The 22,759-nt window shown below is 34.4% G+C and carries 15 protein-coding genes; all 15 read left to right on the plus strand.

The annotated features are described in order from the left end of the window. Positions 1–280 precede the first annotated feature (280 nt). Positions 281–2,956, plus strand: a complete 2,676-nt coding sequence (locus AC1PU0_RS02765) for an Ig-like domain-containing protein (RefSeq protein ID WP_479998670.1) — start codon at positions 281–283, stop codon at positions 2,954–2,956. Between the two features lie 711 nt (positions 2,957–3,667). Then, on the plus strand, positions 3,668–5,506 hold the full coding sequence (locus AC1PU0_RS02770; protein WP_206848551.1) for an Ig-like domain-containing protein: 1,839 nt from the start codon (positions 3,668–3,670) through the stop codon (positions 5,504–5,506). 314 nt (positions 5,507–5,820) lie between these two features. Then, positions 5,821–6,174, plus strand: coding sequence for a DUF4822 domain-containing protein (locus tag AC1PU0_RS02775; protein ID WP_277989334.1), 354 nt, complete (start codon positions 5,821–5,823; stop codon positions 6,172–6,174). Continuing rightward, positions 6,116–6,997, plus strand: a complete 882-nt coding sequence (locus AC1PU0_RS02780; RefSeq protein WP_277989335.1) for a DUF4822 domain-containing protein — start codon at positions 6,116–6,118, stop codon at positions 6,995–6,997. The genes AC1PU0_RS02775 and AC1PU0_RS02780 overlap by 59 nt, the downstream gene beginning before the upstream one ends. Positions 6,998–7,815: 818 nt before the next feature. After that, on the plus strand, positions 7,816–8,928 hold the full coding sequence (locus tag AC1PU0_RS02785) for a tyrosine-type recombinase/integrase (RefSeq protein WP_206848552.1): 1,113 nt from the start codon (positions 7,816–7,818) through the stop codon (positions 8,926–8,928). Between the two features lie 682 nt (positions 8,929–9,610). After that, positions 9,611–12,718: a hypothetical protein gene (locus AC1PU0_RS02790; RefSeq protein WP_479998671.1), complete on the plus strand. Its 3,108-nt coding sequence runs from the start codon at positions 9,611–9,613 to the stop codon at positions 12,716–12,718. 13 nt (positions 12,719–12,731) lie between these two features. Continuing rightward, positions 12,732–13,052 (plus strand): LPXTG cell wall anchor domain-containing protein, encoded by a 321-nt coding sequence (locus AC1PU0_RS02795; RefSeq protein ID WP_206848554.1) that lies wholly within the window; start codon positions 12,732–12,734, stop codon positions 13,050–13,052. Continuing rightward, positions 13,045–13,836 carry a WxL domain-containing protein gene (locus AC1PU0_RS02800; protein ID WP_206848556.1) on the plus strand — a complete coding sequence of 264 codons (792 nt, stop codon included), beginning with the start codon at positions 13,045–13,047 and terminating at the stop codon, positions 13,834–13,836. Before AC1PU0_RS02795 ends, AC1PU0_RS02800 begins: the two co-directional genes overlap by 8 nt. Before the next feature lie 27 nt (positions 13,837–13,863). Continuing rightward, positions 13,864–14,697, plus strand: a complete 834-nt coding sequence (locus AC1PU0_RS02805) for a WxL domain-containing protein (protein WP_206848558.1) — start codon at positions 13,864–13,866, stop codon at positions 14,695–14,697. Between the two features lie 60 nt (positions 14,698–14,757). Further along, on the plus strand, positions 14,758–15,852 hold the full coding sequence (locus AC1PU0_RS02810; protein WP_181429501.1) for a WxLIP family cell surface protein: 1,095 nt from the start codon (positions 14,758–14,760) through the stop codon (positions 15,850–15,852). A 19-nt stretch (positions 15,853–15,871) separates the two neighbouring features. After that, positions 15,872–16,537, plus strand: a complete 666-nt coding sequence (locus tag AC1PU0_RS02815) for a hypothetical protein (protein ID WP_206848560.1) — start codon at positions 15,872–15,874, stop codon at positions 16,535–16,537. A gap of 77 nt (positions 16,538–16,614) precedes the next feature. Further along, positions 16,615–19,209 carry a YfhO family protein gene (locus tag AC1PU0_RS02820; protein ID WP_206848562.1) on the plus strand — a complete coding sequence of 865 codons (2,595 nt, stop codon included), beginning with the start codon at positions 16,615–16,617 and terminating at the stop codon, positions 19,207–19,209. Further along, positions 19,206–20,180, plus strand: coding sequence for a DUF5067 domain-containing protein (locus AC1PU0_RS02825; protein WP_206848564.1), 975 nt, complete (start codon positions 19,206–19,208; stop codon positions 20,178–20,180). The genes AC1PU0_RS02820 and AC1PU0_RS02825 overlap by 4 nt, the downstream gene beginning before the upstream one ends. A gap of 17 nt (positions 20,181–20,197) precedes the next feature. Further along, on the plus strand, positions 20,198–20,932 hold the full coding sequence (locus AC1PU0_RS02830) for a hypothetical protein (protein WP_111248148.1): 735 nt from the start codon (positions 20,198–20,200) through the stop codon (positions 20,930–20,932). Positions 20,933–20,950: 18 nt separating this feature from the next. Continuing rightward, the gene (locus AC1PU0_RS02835; protein ID WP_206848565.1) at positions 20,951–22,624 is read left to right on the plus strand and encodes a YfhO family protein; all 1,674 of its coding nucleotides are present in this window, start codon (positions 20,951–20,953) and stop codon (positions 22,622–22,624) included. The last annotated feature ends 135 nt before the right edge of the window (positions 22,625–22,759 follow it).

The following is a 22,759-nucleotide window of genomic DNA, read 5'->3' on the forward strand; positions in this document are numbered from 1 at the left end:
AAGAAATAAAAAATAAGGTAGGGGAAACTAAAAATCTATACTACTTTCATTTTTTTTCTTTTGCAAATCATTTGGTTTTAAATGCTTCCTAGGATATGATGTTTGCAAATATAAAATTTAGAAAGGTTTGATTTTTTTGTTCGCTAAATTAAGTAAAAATAAACTGGTAATATTTAAAACATTTTTTATTTTCATAGGTTTTATAAGTTTCTTTTTTGGAAATGTAAAAGAGGTTTTAGCAGAGAGTGCATCGCCAAATATCTCTTATCCGGCACCTTCAATGGGAAACAAAATTTATGATTATCATTACGATATACAAGTCAGTGGATTTCTATATAATATTTATAATAGTAATACTGAGGTTGCAGTTTTTCCTGATAATACAGATACTAGTGAATTTTACTCTAAAAAAACATTAGAAATATATTATGCAAATACAGGGAAAATTGAAACTTATAGTGTGCCTGTAAGAACTGATATTGTAAATGAAAATTCCAATTTTGGTTTACCAAAGGAATCAGTACCGGAATTAGTAAATTTTTTAAGTAACAAAGAGAATGCTGGAATACCAGTTTACTTCAGGTTAAGTAAGGATAACTCAAATCAAGCAGGGTATTGGAATGGTCCAAATACTTTTGAGGTTCCATTTGATGCGGATGAACACAAACCAGTGATCAACCAACCAACAGAAGGAGATCAAGTGGTAAGTGGAACAGGCGTACCAGGAGATACTATCGTCATTACGGACGGAAATGGCAACGAGCTAGGAACTGGGACTGTAGATGGAAATGGAAAATTTGAAATCCCAGTCAATCGCCCCTTAGAAAAAGGAGAAACGATTACTGGAACGCCAGAAACAGATGGACAAAAAGGCACACCAGGCACAACAGTAGTAGCAGAAAAACCATTTGATCCAGAAGCCCACAAACCAGTGATCAACCAACCAACAGAGGGAGATCAAGTGGTAAGTGGAACAGGCGTACCAGGAGATACCATCATCATTACAGACGGAAATGGCAACGAGCTAGGAACTGGGACTGTAGATGGAAATGGAAAATTTGAAATCCCAGTCAATCGCCCCTTAGAAAAAGGAGAAACGATTACCGGAACGCCAGAAACAGATGGACAAAAAGGCACACCAGGCACAACAGTAGTAGCAGAAAAACCATTTGATCCAGAAGCCCACAAACCAGTGATCAACCAACCAACAGAGGGAGATCAAGTGGTAAGTGGAACAGGCGTACCAGGAGATACTATCGTCATTACAGACGGAAATGGCAACGAGCTAGGAACTGGGACTGTAGATGGAAATGGAAAATTTGAAATCCCAGTCAATCGCCCCTTAGAAAAAGGAGAAACGATTACTGGAACGCCAGAAACAGATGGACAAAAAGGCACACCAGGCACAACAGTAGTAGCAGAAAAACCATTTGATCCAGAAGCCCACAAACCAGTGATCAACCAACCAACAGAAGGAGATCAAGTGGTAAGTGGAACAGGCGTACCAGGAGATACTATCGTCATTACAGACGGAAATGGCAACGAGCTAGGAACTGGGACTGTAGATGGAAATGGAAAATTTGAAATCCCAGTCAATCGCCCCTTAGAAAAAGGAGAAACGATTACTGGAACACCAGAAACAGATGGACAAAAAGGCACACCAGGCACAACAGTAGTAGCAGAAAAACCATTTGATCCAGAAGCCCACAAACCAGTGATCAACCAACCAACAGAAGGAGATCAAGTGGTAAGTGGAACAGGCGTACCAGGAGATACTATCGTCATTACGGACGGAAATGGCAACGAGCTAGGAACTGGGACTGTAGATGGAGATGGAAAATTTGAAGTCCCAGTCAATCGCCCCTTAGAAAAAGGAGAAACGATTACCGGAACGCCAGAAACAGATGGACAAAAAGGCACACCAGGCACAACAGTAGTAGCAGAAAAACCATTTGATCCAGAAGCCCACAAACCAGTGATCAACCAACCAACAGAAGGAGATCAAGTGGTAAGTGGAACAGGCGTACCAGGAGATACTATCGTCATTACGGACGGAAATGGCAACGAGCTAGGAACTGGGACTGTAGATGGAAATGGAAAATTTGAAATCCCAGTCAATCGCCCCTTAGAAAAAGGAGAAACGATTACTGGAACGCCAGAAACAGATGGACAAAAAGGCACACCAGGCACAACAGTAGTAGCAGAAAAACCATTTGATCCAGAAGCCCACAAACCAGTGATCAACCAACCAACAGAAGGAGATCAAGTGGTAAGTGGAACAGGCGTACCAGGAGATACTATCGTCATTACAGACGGAAATGGCAACGAGCTAGGAACTGGGACTGTAGATGGAAATGGAAAATTTGAAGTCCCAGTCAATCGCCCCTTAGAAAAAGGAGAAACGATTACCGGAACGCCAGAAACAGATGGACAAAAAGGCACACCAGGCACAACAGTAGTAGCAGAAAAACCATTTGATCCAGAAGCCCACAAACCAGTGATCAACCAACCAACAGAAGGAGATCAAGTGGTAAGTGGAACAGGCGTACCAGGAGATACTATCGTCATTACAGACGGAAATGGCAACGAGCTAGGAACTGGGACTGTAGATGGAAATGGAAAATTTGAAATCCCAGTCAATCGCCCCTTAGAAAAAGGAGAAACGATTACTGGAACACCAGAAACAGATGGACAAAAAGGCACACCAGGCATAACAGTAGTAGCAAAAAAATCATTTGATCCAGAAGCCCACAAACCAGTGATCAACCAACCAACAGAAGGCAATCAAGTGGTAAGTGACGCGAAAAATTCTAATTCAAACCAAGGTAAAGAAAGATATGCATTACCAAAGATGGGTGAAAAAGACAATCTATTTCTGTATTGTGTTGGGTTACTGTTGATTATATTTATATTAAGTATAATTCTATACAGAAAATCAGATTTTGAAGCAAAATAGTTAAAAAAGCATAGCCCCGTAAACTGAGGTTATTTAAGATTTAAGAAAGTTCAAAAAATTAAACCAATTGGTATGAAGAGCTTGGAGCATAAGTTTTGAGACAAAAAAATAGAAGACCGAAAATCCTCTTACGATTTTCGGTCTTCTATTTTTTATATTATGAGAATAAAATTTATTTGTTGGTTGATTTACCTTGCATCTTCTTAAATTTTGGACAATTAACAAAAAGTGAGTGAATCCTAAGCAAGCATTCAGATAACAGAAAGCGGATTTGACGCCGATTTTCTTAGTTAATGTTTTTTTGAATCTTGCAATTCATTTAACTCTTTGCTTTTGTATATTTTCTATTATTCTGTATTAAAAAACATTGGTATATTCACAAATATCAGAAGATAAGGGTTCGTTAGATATAGAAAAAATAAAGAAAATAGTATTATTTATTAGTTCATAGTTCACTTATTTAAAAATTTATTTTTTTCGTTAATTTCAAATAATGTAAGATCTATCAAGGCTGACAGGTGAGGCAATATAAGCAATGGGAAAGTTAGAAATTTATAAATTCTAGTATGAGAAAAAAGGAGTAATGAATGGTAATTATTTAATTATTTAAATTTTTTTCAAAAATAATAGTTGACAATCAGACAATAATATTTATACAATATTTAAGTCTCCAAAAAAAACTAATAAATCAAAAAGAAAAAGGAGAATCACATGAAAAAAAATGAAGAAATAAAAGAAATTGAATTATGTAATAGTAAAGTTAGATATAAACAAAGAAAAAGAAAAAAATTTTGGATAGTATCATTAGCCTTATTCACAGTCACTTTCCTAGGAACAAGTACTGCTGATTTTCATTTAGTAGGAGCTAATGAAATGATTGCCTATGCTGAAGAAATACCTCAAGAATTGATTATTACAGACAAAGGTTTAGGAACTCAATATGAAAAATATGTAGATCCTGATACTGATAATTATATAACGATAGATGCTAATTATAATCGCTACACAAGTGATGAAAATAATCTTTTTATAATAGAGGTTGAAAAATCTACCGGAACGTTATTTGGGGCAAAACTAACCGTTGATACAGGGATTATGACCAACAGAGTAGCTATCCCCACTGATGGTACTGAAATTGTGATAGATGATGCAGCAATCAGCATAGGGGATAATGGGACTACTTTTTCATATATATTAACCAGTAATGTTGGCGATCCTTTTGTAAAAGTATATCAAAATAGCCGGACATTTCAAACTGGTGTTGAAAATTTTGGAGGGATAGGGGTATCTAGCCCATTTGGCCAACTGTATGCAAGATATATACCAAAGAAAAAGAATATTGAGATACGATACCAAGATGAACAAGGAAATACACTTTATCCTACGTTGACCAAAGAAGGTTTCGATACAATTGAAACATACAGTATTGCAGGAGAACCTATTGAAATTCCTGGATATACATTAATACAAGATCCAAAGATAGATCAAGTACAAATTTCTCAAGATGATAGTCAAAATGTAGTTAGTTATATTTATGCATTTGATGCTGAATCCCATAAACCAACGATAGATAAGTTACAAGAAGGTGATACGGTTATTATTGGCACAGGTGTAGTAGGCGACAAAATTATAGTGTCAGATAAAGAGGGAAATATAGTCGGTGAAGGTGTGGTCGGACAAGACGGAACATTTACAATTCCTTTAACTAGTGAAATTAAAGAAGGAGATATAGTTACAGCAACACCAGAAACTAATGGTCAAAAGGGAACTTCGACCGAGATAGTTGTAGAGAAGAACTCATTACTAGATCAAAAAGCAGCAAAGAAAGCAGAAATTGATTCCATTGCGAATGACACAAAAACGGCAATTGACAATGACCCAACGTTAACAGCAAAAGAAAAGGCAACCCAAAAAGCAGCAGTGGACTCAGAGACTGAAAAAGCAAAAAATGCTATTGATAATAGTACAACCACGGATGCAATTCAGTCAGCAGGAGAAACAGGGCAAACGTCAGTGAAAAATCAATACAAACCAGGAATGAGCTTGGACGATCAAAAAGCAGCAAAGAAAGCCGAAATTGATGCCATTGCGAATGACACAAAAACGGCAATTGACAATGACCCAACGTTAACAGCAAAAGAAAAGGCAACCCAAAAAGCAGCAGTGGACTCAGAGACTGAAAAAGCAAAAAATGCTATTGATAATAGTACAACCACGGATGCAATTCAGTCAGCAGGAGAAAAAGGACGAATATTAGTAAAGAATCAGTATAAACCAGGCACTAGTCTGGATGATCCAAAAGAATCTAAGAAGCCCATAAATGATTCCGTTACGAATGACGCAAAATCAGTACCAAATACTAATATTGAAAATAAATCTAGAAAATCAAAAAACAATCTAGGTTATTCGACTTTACCTAACACAGGTACAAATCAAACAATTTGGACTAATTTCTGGGGTATGATCCTACTAACTTTAAGCGCATCATTACTTTTTCCCTATAGAAAAAGTAAAACTGTTATACAAAAAAATAATAGTCTTGAAAAATGATGATCTGTTATCTATAAATGGACGAATAGTAAGTACAAATAAAGCGTATGTTTTAGCCTATACAAAATAAAAAAATTCAGAGAACATTTGCTAGGATTTCTTGAGGGTGGGGTGTGACTCATAAGTCATGTCCCATCCTCTTTCCTATAGTCCTTAAATTCGAATCAAGCTCTCGACTTATCGTAATAAAAGATAGTGTATTCAGATAAAATAATCTAGATGATTCATAAAATAAATAAAATTTATTAGTTGTTTATGTTTTGTTTACAATTTGTTTATATTTGACAAGTATACTAATTATTAAAGGGTATTTTATGAAAAAGAAATTTTTTTTCGCTGTATTCATCGCACTCTATTCGTCACTCTTATTAAGTGTTGGGCAAACTGACACAGCATTAGCAACTGGTTATTCTGATTCTATCAACTATAGTTTACAACAAACAGATCCTAATGAGATTTTAGGTTCAACAAATTGGCAAGGAACTATCGTTACTGATGAACAGGGGAATGATTTGACTAGTCAAAATAGTAATTTTATTGGATTAGCTAAGTACGATGCAAATAGCAATCATTATGATTTTTTTGATGCTACAATAGGTCAAACACGTAATGATCGTGGTAACTTTTTTTATTACTCAGGAGGGAAAGAAGAGAATTCTTTTTTCTGAATTAGGCTATAACGTTGCAGTAGATATGGTGGAACTAAATAATGATGTGTTTACATACAGTGGAACTGGAAAACAAGCGGATGTTTCAGATGGAAAGGTAATCGTAGAACATGTACCATATGCAGGAGCATTAGAGTTTACAACCACATTGCCTAAATTGATAACACAAACTGGATCTATTGATTGTTCAAAAGAAGGTAGAGATTTTTCAGCTTATAATCAAAGTTATTTAGGATTAGCCCACTATGATGATCAAACAGGACGTTACGAATTTTTTGACAAAACTACGGGACAAACAAGAGGGAATTATGGTTATTTAGATGTTGTACGAGACAATAAAGTACGTGCCTCACTTTCATTAGGAATGAACTATGGTGCACAATTAGAATTAACAGAAATAAATGACCAACGCTTCACTTATACCAGACAAGGAAAAGATGCACAAGGAAATGATATTCCAATTACGGTTGAAAATGAACGGTATACAGGTGAATTTCCACTAGATTTTACCTTCGGAGAAGAGGAGCCTGGAGTAGATAAAACCGTAATTGACGTTACTCAATTTACTAATCGTAAAAACAAAAATCCATTATTGAATCCTATCGTAAAAGAAGCTATTGAAAAAAATACGTATACATTATCTGGTTTATCGAGTTCAATGACAGCAGACGAAGTAGCGAAAATATTAGATGGTGAAAGACTGTATTATTCAAGAAGAATTTATGGCAATGCGCAACAGGTTCAACGATTTATTAGTACAAATAATTTATTTGAATACGTTTATTTTGCTGGAGCTACAGGACTATTAACTTCGATAATTTAAAAGAGAATGCTTTCGAAAAAAGTGTATCCTACAGCTAAAAAATAGGAAATGTGTATTTAGTCAATGAGAACGTATCAATATCTTTTGAAAAAAATAAACAAAGTGTTACGTTTAAAAACTTTTAAATCCTGAAACGAAAATATAAAGAGTAATGAGTGGAAGATGAAGTATTGTTGCATACCTTTCATTCTTACTATTTCTGATGTTGGTAAGAAATTACCAGCATCTTTTTTTGTAAGAAACAGTGATTTTATTAAAAATACGTTCAGATGAAATGATTGTATAATTTCGTTCTGTTTATATTTTTAAGTTAAAAATATTCTTTTTTTATTTTCAAAATTTGTTTGATTTTCATAGGTGGAACAAAATGACAAAGAATCTTTCTTCTTTGTTTAAATAACAATAGAATTTATTTTTTGAGTGTTCGTTTTCGATCCGTTATTTTTTAAAAAAAGCATAAAAATGTTTTTTTTAAATATTTTTTCGTATAAAAGATTGTATAATTCAGAATGGTGTATATTTATACTTGTAAAATGAAATATAAAAAATGTGATTCACTTTTTTAAAATAATAAAAAGGGAATAAAATAACAGATGTTAATTAATTAGTTGAACGGCGTATAAAAATAAAAAAATCTTGGTATTTTATATACCAAGAAGGATAAGATGTTTTCTTTATATATTATAGGAAAAACCAAACAAAAAAACAAGTCTTTTTTAATTTAATTTATACATAATTGAAAAAATGTTGATATATATGGATTTTTTTATAGCTTTTTATACACCGTCAAATAAGCCGTCAGAGAAAGGAAGAAAGAAATGTCAAGAAAAGGCGAGAATATATACAAAAGAAAAGATGGACGCTGGGAAGGACGCTATAAGAAAGGCCGTAAAGAAAGTGGCCAATTGCAATATGGATATATATATGGAAAAACCTATGGAGAAGTAAAACAGCGTCTGTATAGTTTTAAACTTAAATATCAAACTATCATGCAGTTACATGGAGAAAGTACACTCTCATATGAAGAATGGGGGGAAATATGGTTAAGACAACAACAAGGTCTCATTAAGCACTCTACCTATACTAGCTATCTATATAAACTAAAAAAGTATATTTTTCCTGTTATTGGACAAACACCTCTTAATCAACTTACAAATAATCAAATTCAAGAATTAATCGAAGAATTTCAAAAGCGTGATTTAGAGTCAACAACTATCCATGTTTTATACCAAATCCTAAAAAAATCATTAAAAGAAGCCTTTGAACAAAAGCGAATTCTTCAAACGCCTTGTCAGATGATCCGTTTGCCTAAAAAGAAAAAGAACAAAGCCAGTGCTCTTACTAAAAAAGAGCAAGAACGCTTAGAGAAAAAGGCGAAAACATTACCTCTATACAAAGGTCTTCCAGTTCTTTTGGCATTAAATGCTGGGCTGCGTATTGGAGAAATTGCTGCTCTTCGCTGGGAAGATGTTGATTTAGATCAACGTATAATTCATATTCATCAAACATTCCAAAGACTTCCATTAGGAATGGAAAATCAAAAAACGCAATTGGTATTCGATAATTCTAAAACAGAAAGTTCCAATAGAGTTGTGCCTATCAGTTTTAGTCTGTACAAGTATTTAAAAAAATGGAGAAAGAAGGCCCCAGGCGCATATGTCTGTTCAAACAAATCAACACCAAGTGAGCCAAGACTGTTAACGTATCATTTCCATGAAATACGCGAGATATGCGGCATTAATTCAGTTCATTTTCACCAGTTACGTCACACATTCGCGACACGATGTATTGAATCGAATGCGGATATTGCATCGGTAAGTAAATTATTAGGACATACCTCCACACAAACTACATTAGATATTTATACAGATTCTTTACTTGAAAGTCGGCAACAAGTAATTGAAAAGATGGAGTTAGCAAAATCTAAATAAGAATAAAAAAACGAGTGTTTTCGTATAATACAATTAAACTTTACAAAAAATGATAACGTTTACCTCTTTTTTAGGTAAATATATAAATTTTTGCGCTATCATAAAAAATATTTAAAAGGTACTGAAAAAAAGTGCCTTTTTTTATTATGTCTTTTTTTATAAGCCGTCATCAATGGTCAATTGTATTAATAGTACGTTTATTATACTAGCGGTACGTCAATTTTTCTTGGTATATAAAATTCTAGGAAAAGCTAATCACATAATTATCATATGATTTCTTGAAATAGTAGTTATAAAGATTAGAAATATGAGACATAAAAGAGACGAGTAATCCAAAAGAGAATTAAAAATAGGGAGATCGACAGCGAATGTTATTGATAAGGAATAAAGTATCTCAAGTATACACTATCTAGCTAAATAACAGTTTTTTTTTGACTTTAAAAATAAAATAAAGAATGAAGGGGATTTACAGGTATAAGATGATTAATAGCAAATCATCAGTTAGAGCAAACAAAAAAAATCATTCTGACTTTCTAAAAAGAGAGATTAATAAATAAACTCAATACATTAAGACAACCTGAATCAAATGGAAGGATAGAAAGCTTTTGTTACTCCCCTTTTTAATGGGGAAGTGAGACGAATGGAGTTAAAAAGGACTTTACGTGAAAGGAATAATAAGAAAATGAAAAAAAGGAAAACATATAAACTGTTGTTAGGATTTTTACTCATAATATCCCCACTACTAATTTTATATTTGGGAATAAGTAATAGTACGATTAAAGCTAGTTCAGGTGTAGTTCCTATTTTAGAATCTCCTGACGTAACTCAACTGGATCCTCGTGGGAACATTGTCGGAGGAAATGAAAACGTAAATTTCAAAGATGCAATCCCTATACAGTACATGGGGAAAAGTCGTATCGACGATCTAACAGTAACACCAGAAGGTCAAAGCGAAATAAAGGTAAATATGGCGTCAACTTATAATGTAGGATCCGTATTTAGAGTAGCTAATTCTGGATTTTATAAAGGGAAGCCAATGAAACTTGCATTTAGAAGCAATAAAAAGATGAGAATGCTTGTCACGTCAGATGGGAATGGGGAGTTCATAAAGCCGTTTCCAACGGGCAATTATGACTCTGGAAGAAATAGTGATCCTATATACGAGATATGGGTTGAAGATTCTGAAGGAAAGGAGATCACTGATCCTAAAGTGAAATTTGTTTTTCCTTTCCAACAAACATTATCAGGGAGCCAAACAGGTGCTGCTTACAATTTGAGTCAATTGTTTGGTTCGAAGAGTGGAGTCGGTAATTTATTTGTACAAAAAGACGGAAATTCCAACCCGTTGAATCCCCAATATATTGGTGTAGATTTTACTAGTAATGCATTTAATCTTGTCTTGACAAACAGACCAGTGAATTCGAAGTATAACTATCTATACAATCCGAGTGAAATCGGACACTTATTTTACGGATTGTCAATATATACTGGTACCTATCCCGAGGGGACAAAAATCACTAACGGCACACAAAGTACAGCTGCATTTTTACAGAGTGGAACTAATATGTTAATCCCACTATCTAATGGAGTTCCAAATGCATTAGATAGTACAAATGATGATACAAATAACTTTTCTGCAAAAATCGATTTTACTCAATCTTTATATAAACAGTCAGATGATTCATTCTATCCAGATAGTTTAAAAATAACTTTGGATGTTTCAAAAATGGGTATTCAACAAAGTGTAGATAACATAAAAGTTTCTGACAGTGATGGGAATAATATTACACAAAAAATAGGTGATATTGTTAATCAACCTAATGGTACTTTAGAGATGACTTTAAGCAAAGCTTTGCTACAAGAATTAGGCGACAATGTTCTTACCTATTCATCGGAATACCAGATTGATCGAACGAATCCTGACCTTATACAGTACTACGATATGACAACAGGTTACTTCAGTTTCCCTTTTACAGCAAAAAATTCAGATTCAACTGATACAACCACCGGAATAGCTAAAGTTAAGATGCCAGCTCCAACTGCAGATCCAATCCCGCAAACTGTAAGAATTGGATCAAGTACCGAGGACTTAAAAGCAGCAGATTTAGTAACAAATTTAAGCAGCTTAGTGCCCAATGATACGGTTGAAGTAGTAGGATTTAAGGAGACAAAAACCTTCTCGACCGAAGGCAGTGAAAGCGCGGTTGTTCAAATCAAAAGTAAAGAAACTGGACTAGTAGGAGAAATCACGATACCCATTACGGTTGTGAAAATCCTAGAAGAAGCACAATTATCTTGGACGACCGATAAGCTAACGGACGTAGAGAATGAATCAGTAGATGGCGCTACAATTGCAGAAACGTTTTCTAAGAATGTGTATTGGCAAACACCACTAGAAAACCGACAATATGTTATGTTGACGACCAATACAGATACAGGGGATATTGTAACAACCCAACCTATCACAAATGGAGCTTCTATAGGGACCTATCAAGAAGAAATGCTAGAAATACCATCGAGTGCTATAACTAGTGGAATCAATCATTATTCAGTTGCTATATATGCAACAGATGAAGCCGGGGCGAAAACGGGCAATGCTCTATCAACCATTAAACTTACGCTGACCGTTTCTGGAAACATAGTAACTGAGCAGGCAAATCTCTCTTTTCAAACAGATGATATTGTAACTGCAAAAAAAGAAGAATTAGCTAGTCCAGTTAAAGAAGCGCTTAATGAGACCTTTTATTGGCAAACGATTTTCAAAAATAAACAATACCAAGTAGTTGTAAAAAAAGGTTCAGAAATTATCTACCAACAAGCTGCAACGAATAGTTCAACAGGAGATAATAGCTGGTTGCAGGAAAGTGTGAAGATTCCAGTAGATAAATTGATGATTGGCGAGAACAAGCTGACAATCGCTATGTATACTTTGGATGCAGACGGAAAATTGTCAAGTGATCCATTATCACAGATCGATTTAACGGTCACAGTTGTGGATGCAGCTCTATCTTGGAGTAGCAGTTCAGTAGTGAAGCAAAAAACAGAGAGTTTAGATAAATCTACGATGAGTGATGTTTTAGTTCAAAAAATTTATTGGCAAACAAGTGTAGCGAATAGAAACTATTTGCTTATTACTAAAGATGCGAGTGGTAAGACCGTTACAAGTCAAAAAATCGTAAACGATGCTCTTGTTAGCAAATACCAAGAAGTTTCCATTAGCGTGCCAACGGAAACGTTGAAGTATGGAAATAATACGTTCTCTGTAGCTATCTATAGGATGGACTCTTCTGCTTCAGCAACAGGTGATGCTTTAGATTCCTTAAGTTTAATAGTCAATCTAAGTGGCTCTCTCCAAATAGTTTCTATTCCAGATGTAATCGATTTTAATGTACAGACTTTAAATCCTAAAAAATTGATTCGTGTAGATGACCCCTCAGTAAGTGGCGATTTAGTTGTAGCGGATACGCGAGATGGTATAAATCATCAATGGGTTGTAAAGGTTAGTTTAACAAAACCGATTCAAAGTGCAGGTGATACTGGAGTGGCAGTTCTTTTACCAACTGCATTAAAATACAAACCTGCTAACAAAGATGAATTTACTGTTACTTCAGAAGCTCAAGAAATTCTGTCTGAAAATGATGGCTATGGAAAATTTAATATCAGTTCAGAATGGGGCAGTACTAAAGAGAGTAGTGGATTCAAATTTGAGACGTCACCTGCAAATATTGCGAAAATTGGAGCCTATACAGGAGAAATAACGTATACGATCTCAGATACGTATGAACCATGAGAGGAGAAGAAGGATGAAAAAATATAAGAAAAGACATTTATTCTTCCTATTTTTAAGTTTCGTACTACTTTCTAGTTATTTCTCGAGTAACACTGTTCACGCAGATGGCTCAGTAAGTACGAAAGGCGTTATTCAATTATATTCTGATACTGCTTCAGATACTTCATCAAGTAGCACAACCGTACCAGATCAATCAAACGAAAAACCAAGCTTCCCCAGTACTGGGGAAGTCGTTTTAAAAGGAGTAATACAGATTGGTATTTTTGTTATTGTTTTCGTTCTTTTTATTTTCTTTTTACGAAAAAAAAGAGAGGAGAAAAACAAAGATGAATAGTAATCTAAATAGCATAAAATTGGTTGTGGCCATCTTTGTAGGAGTAATGCTAAATCCGATTGTCTCGTATGGTGTTGAGAGTGGTGCGTCACTTACTTTGGTTGGAGGAGATCCAGATAAAGGCGTGTTGGATCCAGAAGACCATACGAAAATCGTTGATCCTGGAGAGATTATTTCTACCAAAGGACCATTAAGACTCGATTATGTTCCGTCGTTTGATTTCGGAAAGACAAAGGTTTCAAGAAAGACAATGGCTGCCAAAGCAGATGCTCAATTGCTACATCAAGGATCTGGACCAAGGGCGAATTTTATTCAAGTATCAGATTACCGCAATACGCAAGCTGGATGGTCACTGCTAGTTCGGCAAGAACATCAGTTTCGAGATGACACAAAAGCTAATGCTAGTTTAAAAGGCGCAACATTGTCATTTGATAAAGCATGGTCCTATTCTTCTTTGGGTCAAGCATACGCACCCTCTGTTTCGAAAGAGACCATTGTTATGAACAATATTGGTGATACCTATCCTTTAGTTGAAGCAGAGCCAGGAAAAGGGATGGGAACGTGGAGCATTAGCTTCGGTGCATCTGAAACAAATCCACTCAAACAAGCGAATACATTAAGTGTAAAGCGCGGTAAAGATAATAAGATAGAAACAAACCCATCATTCGAAAACCAGAAAATATATGAGAATGATGCTATACAATTAACCATTCCAGCAAGCACTGCGATTCAAGCTGGAAATTACTCAACGGTGTTAACTTGGATAATTGCCGAGTTGCCATAAATAAAAAAACATTTGGAGGAAACAAGAATGAAAAATTCAACAAAATTAGCAAGTGCTGCACTTGTTACAGCAATAAGTTTCGGGGCTTTAGCACCACAGGTGGTAAAAGCAGATGGAAATGTCTTGACAGGGAAAGGTAAAATCGAATTTACTAGTACGTCAACTTCTTCAAGTACAACACCAACGAACCCACCAGGGGGTAGTAATGGCGGAAGCAATGCATCTGGAGTTTTAACAGATAGTTCAGCTGGTAATACTACACAAGTAGGACCTTTTGGTATAAGTTATGTAACTAACTTGGACTTTGACAAGCATTCAATCGTGGCTAGCGCTGCAAATGCTGAAACCTATTGGGCGAATACATGGGTAGCAAATGTTGGAACTACAAGTGAAATAAAAAATTCAAATTTTATTAAATTTAAAGATACACGTGCAACATTAGATCATACCTATGAAGTTGCTGCTAAAATTACTAAACCATTTACAGCAACTGTAGGGACTAATAATACAGCTGTTACTTTAAACGGAGCAACAATCACTTATACAAATCCTAGATTGGTTGCTGATACAGGAACAGAAGCTTCATTGGCTCCAACTGCAGGCTTAAATGCAAATGCAGTTGTTACAGGAGATGCATCAACTCCAATCGTAGCAAATGTAAATACAGCTAGCGCACCACAATTTACAACAGGATATGGTGAATGGTCATTATTATGGGGTGAATACAACTCTGATTCTGCACAAGATACTTCTGCTAAATCTATCCAATTAACTATTCCACGTGGTTCAGAGAATGCTGTAATCCAAGAAGGTGCTTATACAGCTGAAATTACATGGACTATGTCAGATACACCTGCGTAAAAAAGAATTTATTATGGGGGGCTGGTTGCGAACCAGCACCCTTTTTTAAGGAGAGAAACTATGCGTAAAAAAAATAAATACACATATTTTATTGTAAAATTTATTGCCATTTGCTTTTGTTTCTATTTGCCTATGAGTGCGAATGCAGAAGAATCAGGTTCTTTTACATATAAAGTCAAACATCCAGAAAATCAACAGTCAGATGCTGGATATTTTGATTTAAGAATGCTACCAAATCAAAAACAAACAGTTCAAATTGAATTGACAAATTCATCGCCTACACAACCCGTTACCGTAGAAGTAAAGCGTAACGCTGTTAAAACAAATAGTAACGGAGTACTTGAATATGGTCCTAACACAATTAAAAAGGACAAGTCTGCGGCAATCGATTTTGACACTATTGTAAATGTTCCAAAAAGTGTGACGTTAGCAGGTGGAGAAAGTAAAACTATTGATATCGAGATTCAGATGCCGGAAAAATCTTTTGACGGGGTTGTTGCTGGAGGAATTCAACTACAGCAACAAGAAAACGATGAAGAAAAAAAACAACGTGAAGCACAATCTGGCGTAACAAACAGATACGCATTTCTTGTAGGTGTTTTATTATCAGAAAGTGATGCAAAAGTGCCATCTGAGATTACGTTTAATTCAATTTATCCAGGACTTTCTAATTATAGAAATGCTGTTTTTTTAAATTTTAGCAATACAGCAATGGCTTTTACTGGAGATGTGAGTGTTGAATTTGATATTCGTCAAAAAGGATCGCAAGATATTTTATATGATACAAAAAAAACGGATATGAAAATAGCTCCTACGTCAATGATTGATTTTCCGTTGCTTTTAAATGGAGATGAAATGAGAGCTGGTAACTATACAGGTCATGCGGTAGTAACAAGCGGTGATCAAAAGTGGGAATGGGAACAAGACTTTGAAATTACACAAGAGGATGCTGATAAATACAATAAGCAAGATGTTAGCTTAGTTCAAGAACAAGGAATCAATTGGCAATTTATTTTGCTGATCGTTGGTGGTGGAGTAGTTCTACTCGTAGTAATTTCACTCATTATTTATTTTGTTAAAAAGAATAAAAAGAATAAAAAAAGAAATAAGTCAAGCAAAAGTAAGAAAACGAATAAACGAAAGAAAATAAGGTAGTCGTAAGGAGCGAAAGTAGATGTCGGGTTTAGATTGGTTTATAGTTGTTTCTATGTCAAGTGCAGTTCTGTTATTTGTACTAGCCTTATTTTTTCTACTTTCTTTTATTCAGTTAACTAGAAGATGGAAGACTTTATCAAAAAAGCGAGTGAGAAATAAAAAAAAACGTCATAAACTAAAACGACAATTAGCGAATATTTCCAAAAAAAGAACTAGAAAAATTATTCAGCTGTCAATCTGTTTATTTCTTTCTTTCATTATATTAAGTGTTGGGTTATATGGCCGATACTATCAATCGTTGCATCTAAATGCAGACGATAAAGAGATAATCTCACAAAGCTATTTCGTGTTAGAAGAAGTAAAAGCAGAGTTATCGAATATTAAATCCGGTTCAGATGTAGACAAATCACAACAGAAATTGAAAGACATGTTGAGTATGTTGGTCTCATATACATCAAGACAGCCTTCAACAACTTTGAGCATAGACGGACAACAACAATTAAGAAACTATTATAAAAAAGCGACAGAATTGGGCACAAATTTATACGGACAGACAACGGCTCAATTAAATGATAGCAAACGGATTGATGGGTTTTTAACAGATATATCTTCTTTACAAAAAAAACAAAAAGAAATTTTTGAAACCTTTGGGATCAGTAGTGATTCTGTAAAAAAACAAAATTGACAATCGAAAAGAGTAGCATCGACTATTCTTTTCGATTTTATCTAAGTAAAGTAATGAATAAATAGAAGGAGCAGATTATGAAAAAAGCGAATCCGCAATCAGCATATAGAGTATGTATTTTTCTTCTAAGTATTTTGCTTCCTATAGTCATTATGGGTTGGGTATATTATCAGAATGGGATTTATTGGGGAAGTAAAACAACTATGCTGGCGAGTGATGCGTATCCTCAATTATTAAATTTTTATTCGAACTTTCATGATGTATTAATAGGAGAGCAAAGTATTTTTTATACTTGGGGAGGTGCTTTAGGAGGGAATTTTTGGTCATTATCTGCTTATTATTTAAATAGCGTATTTACATTTATCGTTGTTTTCTTTGATAAAGTAGATATGCCTGAAGCGCTATATTTGATAACACTCTTAAAATTTGGGGCAATCGGTGGCAGTTTTTATTGTTATTCACAACACAATTTTTCTGTAAAAAAATGGATTAGTTTAGCAGTGAGTCTTTGTTATGCATTAATGAGTTTCAGCGTAGCGTATTCACCTATCAATATGTGGTTGGATGCATTAATTTATCTTCCGCTAGTCATTTGGGGGATTAATAGAATACAAGAAAAACAAAAACCTTTTTTACTATTTATAAGCTACACTTTGTTATTTGTTTCTAATTTTTACTTTGGTTTTATCGTTGGTTTTTTCTCTGTATTGTATATGTTTTTACGCGTATATTGCTATCCAGTGTATAAAAAATCTATACTCTCGTATTTTATTACTTCTTTACTAGCTGGTGGAACATCGATGGTCGTTATTTTACCATCAATTATTGATCTTCGGACAAATGGAGAGACGCTTTCTCCAATCAATCAACTGATTACACCAGATATTGGCGGCTGGGATTTGATAGTGAAGCAATTCGTAGGATCGTATGATACAGCGAAGTTTGAAAGTGCACCTTTTATTTTTGTGGGAATATTGCCGCTACTTTTAGGGCTATTCTTTTTTTTCAGTCCGCAAATATCAGAACGAAAAAAAATAGGAAATGCTTTGTTAGCTGGTTTGCTCATACTTAGTGTGTATATCTATCCGCTTAATCTGTTCTGGCATGGATTTCATTTTCCTAATATGTTGCTTTTTCGATTTAGTTTTTTATTATCCTTCATGATTTGTTTTTGGACACTACAAGTTATAGAAAAATGGAGACCAACTAATTTATCTATTTTTATTAACTTTAGTATTGGTACTATGACTCTTTTTTTAATCACTTACTTTTTAATGAATCCAAAAAGATATGATTATATACAAGCGAAAAATGTGCTGTGGACACTCTTTTTTTGTCTCATTTATCTAGTCGGTATCTATTTACTGCAACGTTTAGAAAATAAAAAGAAGAACATTTTGATCCTTTTCTTATTGTTCTGTGTCATCGCTGAAATGACTGTCAATACGAAACAAATGGTCGCTGGTATCGCAAAAGATTGGGGATTTCCCGAGCGTACAATGTATAGCGAAAACTATAAAGACATTGAAGGCTTAGTGGATCAAGCAGATAAAAAAATGGCAGCGTCGGGTTCATTTCAACGAATGATCAATTTAAATCCAATTAGCTTAAATGAAGGGTTTAACTTAGGGTATAGCGGGATTAGTCAGTTTTCTTCAATACGCAATCGTAGTGCCCTGTCTTATCTAGCACAAATGGGGTATCGTTCTGAGGGAACGAACTTAACAATACAGGCTATAAACAATACCCTTTTAATGGACAGCTTTTTAGGGGTTGATTATATAGTAAGTCAAAAAGACCCATTACTATTTGGCTATGAAAAGGAAACACAAGCTGGTAATTATCAATTATACAAGAATAAGTACGCATTACCTTTGGGCATGTTGACGGATAAAGGGATATACGATAAAGAGAACGTCTCTAATCAGTCTGATTTATGGAATTATCTATCTGGAAAACAGGAGGAGTATATCCGTCTGACAGGTCTCGATAATGAAGTAGCGACAAATACGATTATCACTCGTGAAAATAATTATGTGACGTACTCACAAGAGCAACCTGGAAAAAATATGACTATTGAATGGGACGTTTCAGTACCAGCAAATAGCCAAGCGTATATTAGTTTATATACTCAAAACAATGCAATGATGAAAGATGTTAATACCGAGATCACAGTGCAAGGTCAGAGTTCCAATTATGAAATGAGTAAGGTAGGACAATACTATAACATCGGCTATTATGAAAAAGCGGCGTTAGTACATGTAAAACTTACATTTTACGGTTCTGCAATTGTTCAATTTCCCGAACCAGATGTTCTATTAATCGATACTGAGAAGTTCGAAAAATCGGCAAAGGGAATCCAAGAAAAAGGTGTCCCACTTAAAGCTGAAAAAAATCGTGTATCAGGAAATGTCAAAGTTGATACAGAGGATGTACTATTGACAACAATTGCGTATGATTCTGGTTGGAGAGCCTATATCGATGGAGAAAAAAAGAAAATTCAATCATTTGAAAATGGATTAATCGGCATACCTATCTCTAAAGGCCAGCACAGTATCGAATTGATTTATTACCCTAAAGGTTTATTTATAGGAGCTGGAATAAGTGGTATAAGTGTTTGTATATTTATAAGCAGTTACTTCTGGAAAAAGAGAGGGAAACAATACGAATGAAAAATAATAAAAAGATACTGATAAGTGGAATAGTTTTAATTATGCTTTTTCTAGTCGTAGGATGCAATAGCAACAAATTATCAGATGAAACGACCAAAGTGGAAGGAAAAGGAGCAACATATAGCTTTCGTTTACCTTCTAGTTGGAAGAAACAAGCAGATTTTAAATCACTTTATGGAACCCAGGCAGTATATGGTGCAGAAGATACAGTGAGTAATTCCAATATGGCTGTAGTGATTGTCTCAAAAGATGACATTAAAAAAGATGGATTTGGTGAAAAAACAAGGAAAGATTTAGCTACTCAAAATGGATATCAGGATGAAAAAGATGTTTATTTTGTTCAAAAGGAAATAAATGGAAATGATGTCTTCAAGTATAGTTTTGAAACTATTTTTAACAGCAAACAAGTGTGGGCTCATTATTATAGCATTTTCACAGAACATGCGGTTATACAGTTTCTTTATTATTCCGCCCAAGATTCTTCTTACGAAGATAGAGTGAAAATAATTGATGAATCCATTGAAACGGTGAAAGAAGTTAGCTATAGTGCTGAAAAAGCTGAAGAAGAGGCCAAAAAATCAAAAAAAGATGAAGTTTCATTTTCTACCGATGAATATGAGGTCAATATTATTGGTTTGGGTACATTGAAAAATGATGGTGATGAGTTAGTTGCTTTACGTTTTTCTTATAAAAATAAAACACCAGAAGCTCAGCTTGCAAATGTGTGGGTAAAAGATATTGAGTTGAATCAAGCTGGGAAAGTGTTAACAGAAACAATCTTACCGAAAGATAGTGTAAATTATGATATTGTTCGCTTACAAGATAGCACGGAAAGTTCTGTACCAAAAGGTGAGACCAAAGAAGGGGTATTGCTATATAAAGTGAATGGTCAAGCCACTATCTCACTGACTTTAGCTGAAGGGATACAAAGTGAACAAAATGAATATGCGTTAAAATTACCTCAGAAATAAGGATAGGAGAAAAGTAGATGACGAAGATGAAGCTTGTTATTGAATTATTACTTTTAGGATTGTGCCTGACAGTTATTATTGGCTGTACCAATCAAAAAAACGAAAAAACGTCACTTTCTTCTAAAGAAGAGAAACTTATATGGCAAGGTAAACGAACTAAACCTTTTGGCGTATACGACTATAAAAAGTTGTCTTCAAAGGAAGAAGCAACAAAAATATTAAGTGATAAATTTCAAGTGTCATTGTCTTCTTTTTATAATATATCTAATAAATTATTAGATGAAACTAGTTTTTTTAAAGACTATGAAAAGCAGATGACAACATACGATATTATCGCAAAAGAAGACATATTAATAGTTGATCAGACCACTTATTACGGTTCGTCAACGATACCAGAGTTAGTTAGATCCGTCATTCAAATGACTTATAAAGTAAACACGGAAAGTGAAATAGTAAAAACAACAAATCAACAAGTCACTATCACAACAGTTGCTTCGGAATCTCCCAAATTTTATGCTTGTTTAGCTGATATAAGTAAACAGATGGCATCGAATATCTTTTTATCTAAAGGAGATGAAACGGTAAACAGTGCGCTTAAAAATTATCCAGAGCAAGATGAACAACGGAAAATGGAGTCAGTTAGTCTATTTCCTCAAAGTAAATCGGAATCCCCTTTAATGAAAAATATAAAATTATTCTATAACGCTAGTGGTAAAGTAACAGAGTGGAATACTACTATTGAGTCAGAGTAACAAAAGGAGCGAATTGAGATGAATAATAAGACTAAACAATTATTCACTACTTTTGGGACTTACGGTCTTTTTCTGTTCCTAAGTGTGTTTAGTATCTACTGGGTATGGCTAAAAGGACCAACATATTTTAATGGAGACGATCTTGCTTTTCATTTAGCTAGGATTGAGGGCTTATCGCAGTCAATTAGTTCAGGTGAGTTCTTACCTCGAATCAATTATTTTTTAGCCGAAGGAATGGGTTATCCAACAGGTATATTTTATCCTGAACTTTTCTTATATCCAGCAGCGATTTTACGATACTTTGGTTTTTCCGTTGTAACAAGTTATCAATTATATTTGATACTATTAAATTTTATCACGTTTGTTATTGCCTATAATTGTTTTTATTCAGTGAACAAATCAAAATGGGGCGCTTTGTTATTTTCTGTTATTTATGGTTTGTCATCTTATAGGATGAGCGATGTCTTATATAGAGCTGCAATAGGAGAAAGTTTAGCCTTTCTGTTTTTTCCTTTAGTCTATGTAGGAATTTATCAAATTATATATGGAGACAAAAAAAAATGGTGGATACTTGCTATTGGTATGACGGGGCTAGTGTATAGTCATCCACTCAGTGCCCTTTTAACTTGTATCTTTTTGCTAGTATATTGCCTAATTTCTATTAGACCCTTGTTCAAGGATAGGTCCCGCTTACTACGTTTAGTATTAGCAACAGGTGCGGCAGCATTATTGAGCGTAGATGTTTATCTTCCAATGCTAGAACAAGTGTTATTCCAAAGATTGCGTATGCAGGATGTATCGATGTTTTATCTTGCCAAAGAAGCGCAATCTATAGGAGAATATTTGTCAATTGCCTACAATAACATTGGATATAATAATATTGGAATACTCATTCCAATAGGATTGCTAATCGGTCTGATTTACTTAAAAAAAGAAAGCAAAGAAAATCGACGCTTACTATTTATTGCGATACTATTTTTTTTCTTAGCAACGAGCTATTTTCCACATGCGTTATTCCATGGCACATTTTTTAACGCTATTCAGTTTCCCTGGCGCTATTTCCTAATTGTAACATTTTTAGTTTGTTGGTTTGTAGCAGATAGTCTGGTTAAGGTAAATAAACTTACTTTTAAAACTAGAACTACCTTGATAGGTTTATTATTACTTTTAACGATTGGATTGAATCTTCAAAATCAACTACAGTTAAATAAGTTCAGACCAACCACAGCTAAACAATTCGAGCAATTGGATGGAAATTCGCTTGGTTATGGAAAGGAATTTTTGCCAAGTGGCATGGAAGCCTGGACGACGCCAACGAGTTTATTATCTGAACCACAAGATCATGTTGAAATCACCAATATGTCTAGAAATAGTAATGCTTTCTTTTTACATTATAATGTAAGTTCTTCCACGAGGCTAATTTATCCGATTCTTTATTATAAAGGATATGTAGCTGAGGTGAACGGGACAGAAAAAGCAGTTGAAGATGCAGAAAGCTATAAAGGGACTAACATGCATGGATTAGTACAAGTTACTGTAAAAGGAAAAGGTACAGTTTTGGTGTGGTATAAAGGAACAATTATTCAAAAAGTAAGTCGATGGATAAGCTTAGTTAGTTTAATGTTATTTTTCTTTTATATTGTTATCTTGCCTAAGGTGACAAATCACAAAGACAATAATCAGCGCACGTGACAATCGCTTCAATTATAATCGATTTAATTCTGTTTAAAAAGAAATAGGTTTGAACTATTAGACATAACATAATAAATGGAGACAATCGTTGAGAAAGTCACAAAAATTAAAGTAAATACAGAATACTCACGGATT

It is taken from the genome of Enterococcus sp. XAF26B05_ASV22, assembly GCF_056727285.1.

What these genes read in the sequence shown, in the direction of transcription:
- AC1PU0_RS02765 (WP_479998670.1), top strand. Translation starts at nt 281, where the DNA reads ATGGGAAACAAAATTTATGATTATCATTACGATATACAAGTCAGTGGA.
- AC1PU0_RS02770 (WP_206848551.1), top strand. Translation starts at nt 3,668, where the DNA reads ATGAAAAAAAATGAAGAAATAAAAGAAATTGAATTATGTAATAGTAAA.
- AC1PU0_RS02775 (WP_277989334.1), top strand. Translation starts at nt 5,821, where the DNA reads ATGAAAAAGAAATTTTTTTTCGCTGTATTCATCGCACTCTATTCGTCA.
- AC1PU0_RS02780 (WP_277989335.1), top strand. Translation starts at nt 6,116, where the DNA reads ATGATCGTGGTAACTTTTTTTATTACTCAGGAGGGAAAGAAGAGAATT.
- AC1PU0_RS02785 (WP_206848552.1), top strand. Translation starts at nt 7,816, where the DNA reads ATGTCAAGAAAAGGCGAGAATATATACAAAAGAAAAGATGGACGCTGG.
- AC1PU0_RS02790 (WP_479998671.1), top strand. Translation starts at nt 9,611, where the DNA reads ATGAAAAAAAGGAAAACATATAAACTGTTGTTAGGATTTTTACTCATA.
- AC1PU0_RS02795 (WP_206848554.1), top strand. Translation starts at nt 12,732, where the DNA reads ATGAAAAAATATAAGAAAAGACATTTATTCTTCCTATTTTTAAGTTTC.
- AC1PU0_RS02800 (WP_206848556.1), top strand. Translation starts at nt 13,045, where the DNA reads ATGAATAGTAATCTAAATAGCATAAAATTGGTTGTGGCCATCTTTGTA.
- AC1PU0_RS02805 (WP_206848558.1), top strand. Translation starts at nt 13,864, where the DNA reads ATGAAAAATTCAACAAAATTAGCAAGTGCTGCACTTGTTACAGCAATA.
- AC1PU0_RS02810 (WP_181429501.1), top strand. Translation starts at nt 14,758, where the DNA reads ATGCGTAAAAAAAATAAATACACATATTTTATTGTAAAATTTATTGCC.
- AC1PU0_RS02815 (WP_206848560.1), top strand. Translation starts at nt 15,872, where the DNA reads ATGTCGGGTTTAGATTGGTTTATAGTTGTTTCTATGTCAAGTGCAGTT.
- AC1PU0_RS02820 (WP_206848562.1), top strand. Translation starts at nt 16,615, where the DNA reads ATGAAAAAAGCGAATCCGCAATCAGCATATAGAGTATGTATTTTTCTT.
- AC1PU0_RS02825 (WP_206848564.1), top strand. Translation starts at nt 19,206, where the DNA reads ATGAAAAATAATAAAAAGATACTGATAAGTGGAATAGTTTTAATTATG.
- AC1PU0_RS02830 (WP_111248148.1), top strand. Translation starts at nt 20,198, where the DNA reads ATGACGAAGATGAAGCTTGTTATTGAATTATTACTTTTAGGATTGTGC.
- AC1PU0_RS02835 (WP_206848565.1), top strand. Translation starts at nt 20,951, where the DNA reads ATGAATAATAAGACTAAACAATTATTCACTACTTTTGGGACTTACGGT.